General features: G+C 28.1%; 14 protein-coding genes. 3 read left to right on the top strand and 11 right to left on the bottom strand.

What is annotated here, in order from left to right; translation table 11 throughout:
* Positions 1-37 precede the first annotated feature (37 nt).
* The 3 genes from J1C67_RS19695 to J1C67_RS10895 form a co-directional block, all read right to left on the bottom strand.
* Complete coding sequence (locus J1C67_RS19695; protein ID WP_167866815.1) at positions 38-4,705, bottom strand: S8 family serine peptidase; 4,668 nt, start codon at positions 4,703-4,705, stop codon at positions 38-40.
* Positions 4,706-5,253: 548 nt separating this feature from the next.
* The gene (locus J1C67_RS10900) at positions 5,254-5,844 is read right to left on the bottom strand and encodes a sugar O-acetyltransferase (protein WP_089973415.1); all 591 of its coding nucleotides are present in this window, start codon (positions 5,842-5,844) and stop codon (positions 5,254-5,256) included.
* A 60-nt stretch (positions 5,845-5,904) separates the two neighbouring features.
* Positions 5,905-6,816: an AraC family transcriptional regulator gene (locus J1C67_RS10895; RefSeq protein ID WP_167866814.1), complete on the bottom strand. Its 912-nt coding sequence runs from the start codon at positions 6,814-6,816 to the stop codon at positions 5,905-5,907.
* Positions 6,817-7,010: 194 nt separating this feature from the next.
* Here J1C67_RS10895 and J1C67_RS10890 point away from each other — a divergent pair, with 194 nt between their 5' ends.
* Entirely contained in the window at positions 7,011-7,913 is a 903-nt protein-coding gene (locus J1C67_RS10890; protein WP_167866813.1) for a DMT family transporter, read from the top strand.
* 328 nt (positions 7,914-8,241) lie between these two features.
* Here J1C67_RS10890 and J1C67_RS10885 read toward each other — a convergent pair whose 3' ends face one another.
* The 7 genes from J1C67_RS10885 to mntA form a co-directional block, all read right to left on the bottom strand.
* A complete protein-coding gene (locus J1C67_RS10885) occupies positions 8,242-9,582 on the bottom strand; it encodes a HAMP domain-containing sensor histidine kinase (RefSeq protein WP_167866812.1) in 1,341 nt (446 codons plus the stop codon).
* 3 nt (positions 9,583-9,585) lie between these two features.
* Positions 9,586-10,239, bottom strand: a complete 654-nt coding sequence (locus J1C67_RS10880) for a response regulator transcription factor (protein WP_167866811.1) — start codon at positions 10,237-10,239, stop codon at positions 9,586-9,588.
* Between the two features lie 70 nt (positions 10,240-10,309).
* The gene (locus tag J1C67_RS10875) at positions 10,310-11,587 is read right to left on the bottom strand and encodes a hypothetical protein (RefSeq protein WP_167866810.1); all 1,278 of its coding nucleotides are present in this window, start codon (positions 11,585-11,587) and stop codon (positions 10,310-10,312) included.
* 207 nt (positions 11,588-11,794) lie between these two features.
* Positions 11,795-13,357 (bottom strand): GxxExxY protein, encoded by a 1,563-nt coding sequence (locus tag J1C67_RS10870; protein ID WP_167866809.1) that lies wholly within the window; start codon positions 13,355-13,357, stop codon positions 11,795-11,797.
* Positions 13,358-13,623: 266 nt separating this feature from the next.
* Positions 13,624-14,331 carry a DUF5131 family protein gene (locus tag J1C67_RS10865; RefSeq protein ID WP_167866808.1) on the bottom strand — a complete coding sequence of 236 codons (708 nt, stop codon included), beginning with the start codon at positions 14,329-14,331 and terminating at the stop codon, positions 13,624-13,626.
* An 11-nt stretch (positions 14,332-14,342) separates the two neighbouring features.
* Entirely contained in the window at positions 14,343-14,807 is a 465-nt protein-coding gene (locus tag J1C67_RS10860) for a hypothetical protein (protein ID WP_167866807.1), read from the bottom strand.
* Between the two features lie 148 nt (positions 14,808-14,955).
* Complete coding sequence (mntA, locus tag J1C67_RS10855) at positions 14,956-15,336, bottom strand: type VII toxin-antitoxin system MntA family adenylyltransferase antitoxin (RefSeq protein WP_167866806.1); 381 nt, start codon at positions 15,334-15,336, stop codon at positions 14,956-14,958.
* Positions 15,337-15,725: 389 nt separating this feature from the next.
* On the opposite strand from mntA, the gene J1C67_RS10850 reads away from it, so the two are divergent.
* Both J1C67_RS10850 and J1C67_RS10845 read left to right on the top strand, forming a co-directional pair.
* Positions 15,726-16,061, top strand: coding sequence for a hypothetical protein (locus J1C67_RS10850; RefSeq protein ID WP_167866805.1), 336 nt, complete (start codon positions 15,726-15,728; stop codon positions 16,059-16,061).
* A gap of 55 nt (positions 16,062-16,116) precedes the next feature.
* Entirely contained in the window at positions 16,117-16,350 is a 234-nt protein-coding gene (locus J1C67_RS10845) for a hypothetical protein (protein WP_243176801.1), read from the top strand.
* A gap of 63 nt (positions 16,351-16,413) precedes the next feature.
* Here the strand turns inward: J1C67_RS10845 and J1C67_RS10840 are convergent, their stop codons facing one another.
* Complete coding sequence (locus tag J1C67_RS10840; RefSeq protein ID WP_167866803.1) at positions 16,414-17,028, bottom strand: DUF3267 domain-containing protein; 615 nt, start codon at positions 17,026-17,028, stop codon at positions 16,414-16,416.
* Positions 17,029-17,281 lie beyond the last annotated feature (253 nt).

Genomic DNA, 17,281 nt, shown 5'->3' with positions numbered 1-17,281 from the left:
CTTAACACCACATATAAAATAAGATAATTTTTATATTTTATTTTATGCTTTTTGATTTTCTTTTTACAATCAATACAATTCCTGCTGCTAGCACTACTACCCCTATAGCTATTAGTGCATTGCTATTTACTCCACCTGTTTTAGGTATATTACCTTTACTTGCTGCCTCTTTACTATTGCTTGTATTATTTGCATTTAATACTTTTTCTGTTTCTGCATTCTTTTTATCATCTGAAACTTCCCCACCTAAATTTTCTACTTGCTTTGATGTTGAAGCCGGTGTTTTTGTTGGGTTTTTAGTATCTGCTTCTGGTAGCTTTATTGTGAATTTCCTTGTTACTTCTGTAACATTTCCTGCTTCATCCTTAGCTACTACTTTTACTACATATTCTCCATTTTCTTTTATCGCTTGTCCATCATATGGCTTGTCATTAACTGTTACAGATACATTAGCATCTTTATCACTATTTACAACTGGTTTAACCTCTTTATTATAAGTCATTCCATCAATTGCATCATCTAAAGAAACAGCTGGAGCTGTTTTATCTATATCAAATTTCATGGTTTTTTCTGTGATATTTCCTGCCTTATCTGCTGTTTTAACAACTAATTCGTAATTACCTTCTTCTACAATCATTTCTCCATTGTAGTCTTTTCCATTTAATTTCATAGAAGTTGTTGCCCCTTCTTCTATTTCAAATTTAGGTGTTACTTCTTTGTTGTATTTTTTACCATCTTCAATGTTTCCTATATTTATTGTTGGTGCTGTTTTATCAATAGTGAAATTTAATTTAATATCTCTAGTTAGACCATTAGCATTTACTGCTTTTGCTACTAATTCATAATTTCCTTCTTCCACTATTTCTTCGCCATTATATTTAGCGCCATTTAATGTCATTTCTAATTTTGCTAATTCTGTTTTCACTGTAATATTTGGTTTTATATTTTTATTGTAAATTGCACCATTTTCTACTCCATAAACATTTATTTCTGGTATTGTTTTATCAACTTTAACCTTTAATTGTTTAAGAGTTTCATGACCTACTGAATCCACTGCTTTTAATGTTATTATATCTCCATCAGCAACTGGTATATCATAGCTAAATTCTCTCTTAGTATATTGTTCGCCATATTTTCCATCTGAAGAAATATTCAACTTATTTTCTCCATTTACAAATAAGTTATATCCCATAAGATTATCACTAACTGTTCCTTTAAGTGTAACAACGTCTTTAGCTGTTACTACTAATCCTTCATGATTACTTACTGGTTCAGTAATATTCAACACTGGAGCTTGTGTATCACAGAATATTCTATAAGCATCATTTCTTATTACTTTTCCCTCTTTATCTTTTGCAAAAAGATTTATTGTATTTAATCCATCAGTTAAAGCAATTGTTTTACTAAACTTTCCATTTTCCATTTTATCTGGAGCTTCACCACGGACTAATATTGTATCTACATCTCCTGAGTATGTTCCATTAACTACAAGTTTATTATCAGTTACTGTTGCACCCTCTTCAAAGTCTGTAAATTTAACCTGAGTTTCAACCTTCCCTACTGAAACTTTAAAATTAGTATCTTTTAAATTATATGCATTATCTAAAGTTGCTACTTTAATTTCATTTGCTGAATCATTATTTAATTTTAAATCTGCTGTTAAAGTATCTCCTTTTACAGTAAATCCTTCTACCTTTTCCCCATTTACAGATAATCCTACATTATTTACTAATCCTTTTTCATACTCACCATTAAAACTAACTTGTAATTTATAATCTGGTGCATCTGATTTATCTGCTGAAATTAATTTTGTTTCTATACCTTCTGTATCAACTTTTACTGGAACAATATAATCTTGGTATTTAGCTCCGTCGCCATCCACCTTAGATTTATAATTTAAATAATATTGTCCATCTTTAACTTTTTCATTTTTCCCTGTTGCTTTATTATAAGCAGTTCCATCCCAAGCTAATGATTTATATGCACTTGCTTCTTTACCAGTTTTACTTTCAACTATTTTTTTAGTAACATCTTGTTCCTTGCTAATGTTTTCTGCAATTACATTTTTATTTTCATCTAAAACATCAACTTGTATTTCTTTTGCATTTCTAAGCATGTATAAAGTTGGTATAATTTTATCACCAAGTTCATCACTATTTGGAGATATTGCTATTTTGTTTGGATCTATTACTATATCATCATTTGCATCTCTTCCGTTAAATCCCAAATAATTAAGCTTACCTAAAACTTCAGCTACTGTATAACTTGGAAGTATACGAATATCATCTTTTTCCCAAACTGGCGCATCTATAATTTTTTGATTATCCCATTCACCATAAAAGCCCATATAAGGAACAACTAAACTTGGCGTATCTTGATTTTCTGCAATAAACTTTATAAATCCTTCAACAAAATTATCTTTTACAGAGTCTTCTTTAACATTTAGAGTTACTTTAATTGTAGTTTCCCCATTTGCTGGTACAGTTACTTTGTCTTTATCAATATTAATACTTGCACCATTTAAAGTAGTATCAAATGGCATAGCATTTAAAGATTTTTCATTTGCCATAGATGGTGTAAAAGCAGTTAATACTTCACCTAAAGATTCAACTTTATAACTTTCTTCCTTATCTGAATAATTTTTTAACTTTATTTCAAATTCTGTAACTTCATCTATTTCTTTTAAAGATACAGTAGCTTGTCCATCTTTTCCGAAGGCTACTACTCTATTATTTATTACTTCCTTTGTTTGAATAATACCTGAGCCTTGTCTTCTTGGAGAAAATGGTACTTTTTCACCCAATTTATTTGTTTCTTCTATTGTTTTAGCAGTATTTATTATTGATTTTTTAACAAATTCAACAAGTTCTCTCCCTTTAAGATTAATTCCCTTTGCCTTTAAGCCTTGAATAATTAAAGCTGTAGCTCCTGCAACATGAGGTGACGCCATTGATGTTCCACTCATATTTCCATATCTATTATCATTTAAAGTTGAAAAAATATTTCCTCCAGGTCCTGTAATATGAGGTGCGAATTCAAGATTTGGAGCTGGTCCCCAAGATGTAAAATTTGACATCATTTCAGTTTCTGGATTAGCCTTGGTAACTTTATAATTTCCAAAAGATATTTTTACACCCTTTGCTATTCCCCCACTTAATTTCAATCCATCCTCTTGTGAAATGAAAAGAGAAGGAATTTTTATACTCTCATCTGATTGCATGCTAATATATCCACCAACAGCATTATTGTAAATAATAACGCCTTTAGCTCCTGCTTTTTGTGCATTTATTTGTTTATCTACAAAAGATATTTCACCTCTACTAACTAATACAATCTTTTCCTTTAAATCTTTTCCTTTAAAATCATTTTCTGTACCTTTACCACACTCTACTAGTTCTAATTCTTCTCCATCTGTAAATGTATCCCTAGGATTCACTTTACATAGAGTATATCCTGCTAAATTATTTTCTCCATTCAAATTTATGTTAAATGCATGTAGTGGTATAGTTGTATTTTCAGAACTTGCTACTTGAAGTGCATCTGATGCAAGTCCTGGCGTTCCTACTGTTGCTATATCACTAAAGTCTTCATATATTGTTGGGCTTGTTGATGCTGCTGAATTTCCTGCTGATACTACACAAATAACTCCATCATCTGTAGCATTTTTTATTGCAGCTTGTTCTGGATTTTCTGAATCTCTAAAGCCTGCTGGTGCACCTAATGACATATTTATTACATCTGCCTTTTGTTCTACTGATTCTTCAATAGCTGCAATAATATCATCTGAATATGCAGTTTCAATTTCTGGATTGTTAGTAAATACTTTCATTGCAAGCACTTGAGCTTCTGGTGCAACCCCTTGAATACCTGTATCTGATTTCACATCTGCTTCTGTTGCATTTGCTGCAATTATTCCAGCTACATGCATACCATGCATACTTCCTTTATCAATTACTTCATCATTTTCATCTGCAAAGTTATATCCATATGGTACTTTATCGTTATAATATTTTCCTTTACCATCTCTTAAATTATCCTTGTTTAATTTTGCCTTTGATGGATCTGTTAGTCTCATATCCTTATGTGTATAGTCTACACCAGAATCTATAACCGAAACTACTAACCCCTCTCCTTTATATCCATAATCTTTCCAAACATCTAAACTTTGAGTTAACTCCTTTGCTGTTGACATATCTAAATAGTACTTGTTAACTTCTTTAACATTTTGCACACCATCAACAGTTTTTATTTCATCAATTTCTTTTCTTTTAACTTCCATAGAAAATCCATTAATTAAATTTCCATAAGTATGCCTTACTTCTTCCCCAGTTTTTTCTTCAACATCCTCTTGTATAGGTTTTTGATCATCCTTAACTTCTTGAATTTGTTCTTTTGTAGGCTGCTCACCATCTTCTAATTTTAATGTTGCTGGTTTTTCCTTTAATTCTACAATAACCCTTACTCGTTCTTCAGGATTACCACTTTCTTTCAAAGATAAATTTTCAATATCTTCTTCTTTCAATTGCTTAATATTTGAAAATTTATCCCCTTCATTAATTTCTGATTTTAGATTTTGTAATAATTCCGTTCTAAGAAAATTTTCCTTTTCCCCAGTTTCCTTAGCTGATACTACTAAGCTACTGCAATTAACAACAAACATAGTTGTAACTGCTATTGCAATAACCTTTTTCTTTACCTTTTTCATTTTTTAGCCCCCCTATTAAATGTTAAAAGCGATATTCCCATTTAATTCACTTTTAGCAATTATATACCATTACCTTTTCTTTTTAAATACCTTTTTGCTATTTTTTTTATATATTGCTTAAATAATCTATCTTTTTATTAAATATATGGCATTTTACCTTTTGAAATCCATTACATATATTCAAGAAAAATTTAATCTATTTATACCTTTAACGAAACTAATCTGCAAATGAAATACCTATTTTTTTTGCAATTTGAACTAGTTCACCATCTAGATCTACTAATTTTGATTTTTATCCAATAACATTTTCTAAACTATCGCTTGTAGCAAATTCTGAAAACATAGTTTCCAAAATAAGCACCTCCAAGGAACAATTTTTTAACACACTAAAAAAGCATAATCCCAATACTTCATAAGTATTGAAATTATGCTTTTTAACTTTCAAATGCTAAAGGTCACTTTTTCACTGGCCTCATTTATCACTTTTTAACAAACTCAGATTATAATTCCATAGCTCCAAATCCATCAATTTTGCATTAAAATTTGTTCTACACTTCAAATCCGGTTCTATCCTCTTCTGTAATTTCTCGAATTACTCTACATGGTACCCCAGCTGCAATTACATTTGAAGGGATATTTTTTGTAATAACACTACCAGACCCTATAATTGTATTATCTCCAATAGTAACCCCTTGATTTATATGAACGCCTGCTCCAATCCATACGTTATTGCCTATCTTTACAGGTTTTGCATAACAGCCTCCCGCTACTCGTTCTTTTGCATCTGTTGCATGATTAGAAGTATAAATCCCAACCCGTGGCCCAAACAAAACATTATTTCCTATGTCTATCCCTCCACCATCTAACATTACGCAATCGAAATTGGCATAAAAGTTATCTCCTATTGTAACATTAAAACCAAATTCGCATCGAAAAGTTGGTTCAAAATGAACTCCTTTCCCGATACTTTTCAGTAGCCCTTTTAATATTTCTTCTCTTTCATAGTTAGGTCTACCAAAGCTATTATTATATTCGTTTGTAAGAAATATCGTATTTTCTCTTGCTTGAATTAGTTCTTGTGTTAAATCATTATACATTTTACCCACTAAAATCAATTGTTTTTGTTCTTCTAAATTCATAAAATACCCTCCATACCTACTGTAATATCTTTTAATAATAGATTATATAAATAATCTTTATTAAACTATATCATATTGTTTATATTTAATTCTATATTCAGAAGGTGTACAATTCATGTATTTTTTAAATATTTTTCCAAAATAGCTTGTTCCATTAAAGCCTACATCAAAAGCGATATTAGAAATAGACTCTTTGCTTTTCAAAAGTTCTCTTGATGCTTTTGAAATTCTATATTCCATTAAGTATTCAAAAGGTGTCACTTTTAAAATCCTCTTAAAACTTCGACAGCATTCACTTTTACTAATATTTACCGACATCGCAATATTATCCAATAAAATATTCTCTGCATAATATTTGTGTATATACTGTAGTGCTGATTTTACACGTTCTTCATCATGTGAAACTACAGATATAGAGTCCTTAACTTCTTCTTTCACTTCTCGCAATAAATTTAGCCAAAGGCTACTCAGACAATTCCTCATTTCCAGTTCGTACCCATAGGCTTTTTGATTAGACAGTATAAAGATTTCTTTTAAATACTTTAAGATATTTTTTTGCCATTGAATATCCGGTTTTAAATATATAAATCTCAAATTACTACTTTTCAAGATTGGATTTATATATTTTTTTTCAATACGTGACTGTTGAGTACCACCTATTAAAATTGGGTCAAAGACAATGGAAAACATCATGCAATTATTATTGTTATATGGCTTAATTTGATGCAGAACATTTGAATTAATCATAATTCCTTCGCCTGGCTCTAATATTATTTTTTGACCTTCAATAAAAAAGCATACCTTTTCACAAAGTGAATATGAAAACTGTAATTCGTTATGCCAATGCAATCTGATATGCCCATCTTCAAACAGATTAAAATTATCCGTATATATTGCTATTGGTAAATCATACGAACCGTGCTTTGTTGTCTCTTGTAAATTGTCATCTACTTCTATTTTTGCTACCTGCATTTTTATCATCTCGCTAATATAGTTTTAATTTTGGATAATATATTAATTGTTATAAATTAATAATAATATTATTATTATTATTACAGGTCTATTTGAATAAATCAATATATTTGCAATGAACTATAATATTATACTAGTCATTATTGTAGAAAGATTTATTTAGGATAATTACGAAGAAAAGGAGTGAAAATATAGTGAAATTTCAACCAAGGATAAAAGGAATAATGCTTGTAATTATAGGAGCCATGTTATGGGGAATATCTGGTACTGTTGCTCAATTCTTGTTTCAGAAAAAAGGATTTAGTACAGAATGGCTTGTTGATATTCGTCTATTAGTATCAGGTCTAATTTTATTATTATATGCTTTTATTAAAGGCGATCAAGATATCTGGAAAATATGGAAGTCTAAACATAGTCGCTGGAGTCTTATAATTTTTGGTATTATAGGGACGTTAGGTGTACAGTATACATATTTTGCTTCTATTAAATATGGAAATGCTGCAACAGCCACTATACTTCAATATTTATCACCGGTTATAATTACTTGTTATTTAATTATTCGCAACAAAAAAATCCCAAGTTTACAAGAAATCATAGCTATTGCATTGGCGATGTTTGGTACATTTCTTATCATTACCAAAGGCAGTATTCATACCCTATCTATTTCTAAGTTAGCATTATTTTGGGGAATTGGTTCGGCTTTTACAGCAGCTTTTTACACATTGAAACCTCGTTATCTTCTTGCTAACTATAATTCTACAGTTGTAGTTGGATGGGGGATGCTTATTGGTGGAATAGCTTTTAGTTTTATCCATCCGCCTTGGAACTTTACAGGTCAATGGTCTGTTACTTCAATATTTGCTGTTATGTTTGTAGTGTTATTTGGAACTCTCATTGCTTTTTGTTGTTACTTGGAAAGCTTAAAATATATACAACCAACAGAAGCAAGCGTACTATCTTCTGTTGAACCCTTATCTGCATCTTTTTTATCTGTATTATGGTTACATGTTCCTTTGGATATGCCACAATTGTTAGGAACAATATTCATTATAATTACAATTATAATTTTGTCTTTTGCAAAAAATAAAAAAGCATAGGTATATTTAATATTGTATTTATATTGCATGAATTAATTATCTTATAGGATTCATTTAAATTATTTAAAATTTGATTAGATTTCTTACCATTATGCAACAAAAGTACCTAGAATCTTACTTCTAGGTACTTTTATTAAACTATCTAATATTGAGGCTGATTCTTATTTAAATGGTCTAAATAACTTTCACTATTACTTAATTTCAGATTTTCAAAAATCATCTTACTATCAACGTCTTTTGTATAATAAGCTCCAAGCATATCAACTATTAAACATAATATTTTACCTATGAAAATTAATTTTCCTAAATTACGCCTATTGATAGCAAATTATAAAAAATCTACTCTAAATGATATTATATCTTCATCTATGTTATAAGTTAGTTTGAACTCATTATTCGCACATATATTTTTGCATAAATATAATCCCAGCCCTGTGCTATTTTTATGCTTCTCTGTATTTCCTTTTATAAATGGCTCCAGCAAGCTATCTTTAATTTCTTCTTTTATATATCCACACTTATTAGATATTATTAATTGTCTTTTAGTAAGCTTTATATTTATATCTTGTCCTTGGCAATATTTAAATGCATTATCCAATAAATTAGAAATTAAATTTACTATATCTTCTTTTACCGCTGTTATACAAACATCCTCTGCCTCAAAGTTTATTATATATTGTTTCTCTTCAATAATAACCTTAAACAAATTTATTAAATCCTCTACTATATCATTAATTTTTATAGTTTCCTTTTGGGTGTTTAAGACTATATTGTTTTTTGATAAACTTAGAAGCTTTTGAATAAGATTACTCATTTTAATAGCTTCATTTTCTATATTATCTAACATAAAATTTATATCCTTATTTTCAAACTCTTCTTCCTTAAGTAATTGTGTATAACCTTTTATAACTGTTAAAGGTGTTTTTAGTTCATGAGTTGCATTACTAAAAAACTCCTTAGATGTATCTTGTAATTTAGATATACTATTTTTCATATTATTAAATTCTAAGGTTACCTCTCCTATTTCATCTTCAGACTTAACTTCTAAAGCTAGTACTTTTTCTCCTCTTCCAAAAAGTTTCATAGCTATGCTTAATTCTTCAAGTGGCTTAGTTGTATTTTTTATTATTAAATATACAATTACAATTAAAACTACTATCATTACTCCAAGTATTGTACCTATTCCTATTAATATACCTTTGTTTAATTTATGTATTTCCGAATAATCTTTTTGCAAAATTAATTCTCCATAAAATTCTCCATCTATATAAATAGGTTGATATAAGGTGCCTGTCCAAAGCTGATCTTTACCGTATAACTTTAATTTTGAAACAGTTTTATCCTGATTCACCTTGAAATCTTCAATATCTTTGCTAACATATGATTCCCCATTAAAGGCTACATCATCATTTGTATTTATAAATGCATATATATTAAATATTTCACTTATATCATTAACTGTTCTATAAATATTTTTATTATCGCCAACTACTTTTGATGAATAAATATAATTAGTAGCAAAATCTCCTATTGATTTTATATCCTGTTTTATATACTTCTCTTCTTTATTATCAATAATATAATATATTGCTGATAATCCAATTATCATAGAAATTGAAATTACTAAAGCAATAGATAATACAAGTTTCCCTTTTATAGTTGTTTTCATAATCTACCTCATTACATACCCTACACCAAAAATTGTTTTGATTATAGAGTCTTCTCTATTTTCACCTAGTTTTTCTCTTATCCTTCTAATATGAACATCTACAGTTCTATCATCACCAAAGAAATCCATTCCCCAAACTTTATTTAAAAGTTCATCTCTTGTAAATACCCTATTTTTATTGGAATATAAAAAATAAAGCAGATCAAATTCCTTTCTTTTAAGATTAATATTTATAGAATTATTAATTACAGTTCTAGTCTCTTCATCTATTATTAAAGTTGTATCTTCTTCACTAATTTTATTTTCCCTTCTTAAAACCATTTTTACACGCATTTTAACTTCTCTTATATCAAAAGGCTTAGTTATATAATCATCTGCTCCAAGATCTGCCCCTTTAAGTTTATCACTTATATCATCTTTTGCAGTTACCATAATTACATAAGTTTTTTTACTTATTTTACTTGCAACATCAAAGCCTGTAATGTCTGGAAGCATAACATCTAAAAGAGTTAAATGAGGTTTAAAAGTATCCACATAATCAAGTGCATCTTCCCCATTGTAAGCCGATTTAATTATATAACCTTCTTTTTTCAAAGCTCTTGATAAAATATCATTTATTGCAATTTCATCTTCTACTATTAATATCCTCTTATCCATATTTACCTCTCTACTCATGGCATAATAAACAAGTAAATTAATAGTCGTTTATTATGCCATCTTCTATTATTTAATTAAATGTAAGTATCTTATATACATATCTTTTATCTGGCTTCATTTCATATACTGGTTTAGAAATACGTTGTGATACTAGCATCTTCTTTCCATCATCACTCATTATAGCAGTATCAAATCCTGGGTACTCTTCTTCATCTTTATCTACATCTAACTTTGTATATATTTTTATATACTTATCTTTTAATTCACCTACATATATTTCATTTCTATTATCACTAGTTTTTTTCCCAAGTATAACTTTATTTTCTTCTGTGAAATACTTTAATATTCTTGTGTTTTCCTCATCACCCTTATTTATATAAGCAGTTTTCTTAGTTTTAGGGTTATATATAATAGTTAAGACTTGCCCATAATCTAGTTTATTAAATATAAGTATTTCACCATTATTATTGACTGAAACTGAACCTTCATTTATACTATCTAGCCATTTAATATCTATGTTATCTACTTCAATAAATTTAGTTTCATTATCTTTCATTTCAACATTATATAGTTTTCCCTTCACATCTATAGCATAAAACTTATCTGTAATTTTACTATAAACAATATCACCTATTGGTAAAATACCAGTGCCCTTATACTCATACTTTTCACCATTGTTTACGCCTAAAATTTGTAGATTTAAAAGTTTATCTTCTCCGCTAATTTTACCTTCTCCACTCATTTTACTTTCTCTTACCTCACATTCTCTTTCATTTAGCATAGTGTACGCAAACTCTGATTGCCCTTCTATCATTTGTGTTTCACCTTCACGTCTTCCTATAGATTCTTCATTATCCAAAGAATAGGTCTTTCCTAGTTTTCTTTTTTCACCTATTTTATCATCATAGTAATAAATATCATTACTATTATCACTTTCAATCATAGCATTAATATCATCTACAACTATTCCTTTACTTTCTGTTATTCCCCAATTATAAAACATAGGTTCTCTGTCTGTTACTTTGATAGATCCATCACTTTCTAAAGTATATATATCCTTCTTCATTATCCCTAATATAGGATATTCCTCCGTTCCATTTTCTATAATTCCACCTGATGAAAGTCTAACGGTTCCACATATTTTATCTCCATCAAAATATCTAGGTAAATAATCTGTGTTATCATCCGTTTTTAAATTAATAGTTTCCTCACTAATATTTACTCCAATATTTTTACTATCTTGTACATTGGTATCTACTATAACGATCTTTTCTTTACTGCATCCACCTATCACCATAGTTAAAATAGTAATAGCTACTACAATAAGACCTATTTTTCTTTTCTTCATATATCTGCACCCCTTTAAATTATTCTTTATGCTTTTATTTTAAAGGTAAGTTATTACTAAAATATTAATTAATAAACTATTTTACTTTCTCTATAATAAAGACCCAATCCACTACACTTCAAAAGTGTAAATTGAATTGGGCCTTTTATAAATTGTGAATAATACTGGTCTATTATTTATTTGGCTATGCCTACGTATTACTACATATTATACATAAACTTCGAAAATATCCGTGCCCTCAATTTCTACTCTTTCCTCTTTAAATTCCTTATTCGAATTAAAGTTGAAAATTAGTAGATATCCATGGGTTAAACTATGTATATCTAAATAATCACAAAGTTGTTTTAATCCCTCTTCATGAAGTTTAGCTCCTCTCCATATTTTCATTTCAATTATATATCTAAAGTTATTATAGGTAATTACTAAATCTAATCTTTTCTCTTCTGATATTTGAACTTCTTTAAAATCAAATCCAGTTCCATTTATTATTGGTTTTATAAATGCTAAAAATAATAACCTTCCATGAGTTTCTATAAACTTCTCATCCTTAGCTGAGTATTGTTCCTTCATAAATTGCTGAAACCTTTTAAGAACTTTTTCTATATTAAGTTCTCCATTTTCTTTTATAAAGCTTGATTTAGTATTATACAAACTCATATTTTTAGTAGATGTTCTTATTTTTGATATCATATAACTATAAATTATTTCTTCAAATATTTTATTACTTATTTCTAATCCATCTTCACCTTTTTCAAATATACCATAAGTCAGACCTATGCTTATTACAGGATCTAATCTATTGAATACTACCTGTTCACCATCTATTAAAACCCTTTTGGTTAACCCATAAAGTTCGCTATTATTCTCTAAATTTTTAACTATACTTTCAAATAAGGTATTAGATTCTTCGTTAATAATTTTAACAGCTTTTTTCACATCTTCTCGAGTCCAAGGTTTTATGTTATCCTTATTTATTTTTTCATCTATAATTTGACAAAGTCTACTTACTAAATAGGGATATCCCCCTGTATAGAAATATATTTCTTCACTAATTGCATCCATGTCCATAGTTACATTATTGTATTTAGAATAATCATCTAACATAGTAGCTATTTCCTTTGGCGAAAAACTCATATCAACATCAAAATCTATAGCTATATTCCAAGGTGAATTAAACTTTGCTTCTTCTTCTTTTCTTAATTTCAACTTTAAACTCTTTACATCATATAATCCAACTAATATAACTGATTTAAAAGTAATATCCCTATCTGCTTCTCTAGATAAATACTTATTCCTAAGCATTCCTATAAAACTTAAAAACAATTGATTATTTGAACTTTTATCTACTTCATCTATTAGTAAAATAACATCTTTTGAGGCTCCTTCTATAAAATTAGTTATAACCTCTGATATTTCTTCTAGGTCATTAACATCTTCACTTAGTTTTAAAAGCCTTTTATAATCTTCATTACTTTCAAATTTTAAAGATTTAGCTATTACTTTCAGGAATTTATTTGAAAATTCTATCTCACTTTGAAAAGCACTATCACCCATACCTTCAAAACTAATGTTTATAACTAAATATTCATCTTTTAATAAGTTATATAGTTCATTTAAAGTTGTAGTTTTACCATATTGTCTTGGCTTATTTATAGTAAAATAAAATTCATTATCTATAAGTTCTTTTATTTCCATAATCTTATCGCTTATATCTACCATATAATGTTTTCTCTCTACACAAATCCCTGTAGTATTAAATCTTTTCTTCATAAATTTACATTCACCCCACGATTTAATTATTGTCCTAATTTATATAAAATAACCATCGCTATATTAATCATTTATTTTAATATGTCATATATTTATTCTTTGAATAATTATATCATAAATAATTAATTCTTTAGGCGGTTTTTAAATATAGTGTTGATTTTTAGATATAATCTAATTGAATTAGTATCAAACAAAAAAACTCAGCAATGCTGAGTTTTTATTTATCTTATCCTAAGATTATTCTCCACAATTTATAATATTATATTTTAATAGTTAATATTGGCTTTTTTGGCTTGACTACTTAATTCTTTAACTCTCAGTGTATATTCTTTACCATCCTTAATAAAATGTGTTCCACATTGCCTAAACTCAAAATGCACATTTTTTCTTATGCATTGCTCTCGTATAGATAAGACCCAATCATAGTCAATATGTCTAGCATTTTTATCTGATTCACCACCAACCACTACCAATTCAACATTATCTAGATACTTTTCTATATTTATTTTTTCGATAAGTGGCTGGCAAATGATATTTCTATGTTTTATTGGTAAATCAGAAAATAAGGATAATCTTTCATCTGCACGCTTTTGATTTTCTATTGTACATCCAACTGTTACGTTATCATATCCTAAATCCCAATCATAGGGTAAACATTCTGCCAATCGTTCAATTCTTTTAGTTAAAAATAAGAAATGTAAATCTTGACGTTCTTTTATCATAGCCCAGCATTCATCTCTCCAAGCATCCGCTTCTTCAATCAAAAAATCAGTAGAGAAACATAAATACACTATTTGCCCAGATTTGATAATGTATTTATCTTTTTTATCCTTTTGAATTGGTGCATAAAAATTGTTAGTCTTAATGATATTATCTGTAACAATTTTTTTTTTAACATCGCCTTTATGAATATAACAAAATTTACATCCCTCGCTATATTTATGGCATCCACGCCACGGATTCCACATCGCCATATACTTCTCTCCTAAAATTTTGATTTATCATAGTTATATGGGATACTTGTACCAACAACTACATCTTCAATTTTTTCAATAATCAACCAATCATCCATATTCGATTGATGATCAAAATCTAGAGGTTCCATTTCTTTTACATCAGAAAACTCCACTAGACAAAGACATTTTTTATACCACCGCATTTTTTGCTTTTCAGAAAGATTTAATTTAGATTGATTTTCTTCTAATATCTTTATTATTTCCTCTCCTGAAAGTTTAACATAATTTTGCACATTATTGACAGTGGCAAAAGCAGTAATCTTAGCACTTCCTTTTTCCATAAAATAAAGAGTTTCTCCATTTTTAACACGGCTATGAGGTATTTTTCTTGCTGCTGCACCTCTTGCAACCATTGTTTTTGAACCTACTAATATTTTATCTATAATTTTCTCGCCTTTTTTACCAGTATTATCACAATAAACTAAATGTACCATCGTACATCAACTCCTTTCATAACTTTATGTTTTTCTATCAGTTAAATAGAATTTTTAGTTACTTACTTAATATTATAATACCACAATTTACAATTTTATTCCAAATAACCTTTTAAATCTCTTAATCTAACTTTATTAATTAACACTACTACGCCATTCCCCTCTCAGTCATCATTTTTATCCAAAATGGATATTCTGTTTTATACCAAAAGTTAAGTTCATCTAAATATTTTTCATAATCCACATCATCAGAAATAAATAAGCATTCATTTCTAATAATTATTTCAAGTTGAATATGTTCTGGTAAATCCCTAAGTGAATTTAAATCTATCTTATATCCTATTTCTTCTTCAAGCTTTTCTTCAATACTTAAAAGTTCCATATAGCTTATATTTCTTTTAAGTAAAATTGCAATGTCAATATCACTATCATTATTAAAAGTTTCTTTTCCATAACTTCCAAAAATAAATGTAGCAGAAATAAAGTCATATTTTCTTAAAGCATTATTAATTAACGGTGTTAACTCCAACTAAACCACATCCTTAATTATACCCAATAGCTTGAGTATTCTTATATATAAGTATATCCAAATATTATGTATTAAACAACTTAATAAATAATAGAGAGTCTAAAAAATCTGTATTTTCCAAAATTCAATTTATTAAAAATCTCAAATCCCCTCCCAACATTTTGCTTACTAGGCATTTCACGCTAGTAAGCTTTATATATATATTCAGTTTATTTGAATTACTAAATGTTTATCTATCTAAATACTATATATGGTATAATTACAATAAAATACATTTGATTCCGGCAACTAAAATGGAGATAAATCATATGTCTTTGAAAAGATAGTAAACCAGTATTATATATAATGATATATTTAGCACTTGATTTGAATGAGAAGGGGGAATTGTTTTGGAGTGGGTTGGACTTATTGCCTTAGGGCTTATTTTATGTTATTCATCCTATCCAGCTAAAATTAAAAAGCTGGAAACTAAATTGAAAAATATTGAAAGAAATATGAAAGGAGAAAACTCTATGTCTAAGATATTATCTAAACTTATAAATAGTAAATGTAAACTAATAACTAGGGAATATTTAGCAATTACTTCGAGTAAGGAAATCGAATGTACTATATTAGATGTTGATGATGAATGGATTAAGTTTACTTTTACTGATAAGAAAGGTCTTACTAAAACAAAAATTATGCGTATAGACTCAATTGACAGAGTAGACTTATTAGATAATTAAAATAATGTATATTCACAATCTCACGATACATTTCATTAAGGGAGCTGAATTTGGGTTGAGTAAAAAAGTAGATAAAGGTTCTGAATCAATTTATTGGAACTTAAGTTATAGAAGAAGATTTATTAGGGACTTGTGGATGTGGCCTTGGGCTATAATATTAATGGGTTTTATATTTTGGATTGGAGATAGCATATTTATGAACCGAGTAGTACCCGTAATAGGATTAGTAATAGGCCTATTTCAATCAATTTATGATTATAGCAAATGGAAAAAGGGTGAACAGTCTTAGTAACTAGGGAACCAAAGTACGAAATTATGAATTATCAAGGATTATGTTCATCATAATCCTAAGTTACTTAAAATATGTTTCAACTCCATTATTAAAAATATATGAACCCTTGGGAACTTGAATTGCTACTAAATACATATTTAGACAATCGACACATGACCCCCCTGCATTTATTAAACAGAGTAAAATAGTATAACCATTTAGCCAACCTGAAATATTAAGAATAAAAGGTAATATAAGTGATAACATAATTAATGGCATAATAGAAATAATTAAAAATCTATCCTTTTTAATCTTTTCGGTAGTGAAAATAAATCCGCAAAACATATTAATACCCCAATATGTTTTATCTGATTTTAATACATTAGGTATAAAACAAGCATGTAGAATTTCATGTAGTGCCATGAATAGTAAAATTATAACAACATATATCAGTGTAAATAAGTTTACTGTTATAGAAATACTAAATCCTTGTTTGTTATTCAAAAGTTCCTTCAAAGGAGGATATAAATAAAATGCAATAGCAATAGAACTAGCTACATTTATAAGCATAAAAGGTACTGAAAGTAAAGTTGCTATGCCTAAATTAGATGGTTCTTTCAGTTTTGACCACCCTTCTGATACTAGTTTGTTACTCAACTCTTTATTCGTAGAAGGTAGTTTTTTCATATATCTCATCAATAAAACTCCTTTAACAAAATATCAATAATTTTTATTGCATAATAATTTACTATTGTATATTTATTATAACATATTTTGTAAATATACGATTATTCAATTTTTAAATAACATAGTAAATTCTAAAAATAAAATTCTATCTAATCTCCTAGATAAATTGGAATTTTATCAACTTCATAGTATGTTCATATCCATATAACCTTACTTACATATCCTATTAATGTTCCTATTAATGTTCATATCAAGATTGTCT

The sequence above is a fragment of the Clostridium gasigenes genome (genome assembly GCF_017348895.1).
In the GTDB taxonomy this organism is placed as follows: Bacteria; Bacillota; Clostridia; order Clostridiales; family Clostridiaceae; genus Clostridium; species Clostridium gasigenes.
The sequence above is the reverse complement of the archived record's forward strand: the minus strand, read 5'-3'. Positions and strand labels throughout refer to the sequence as shown.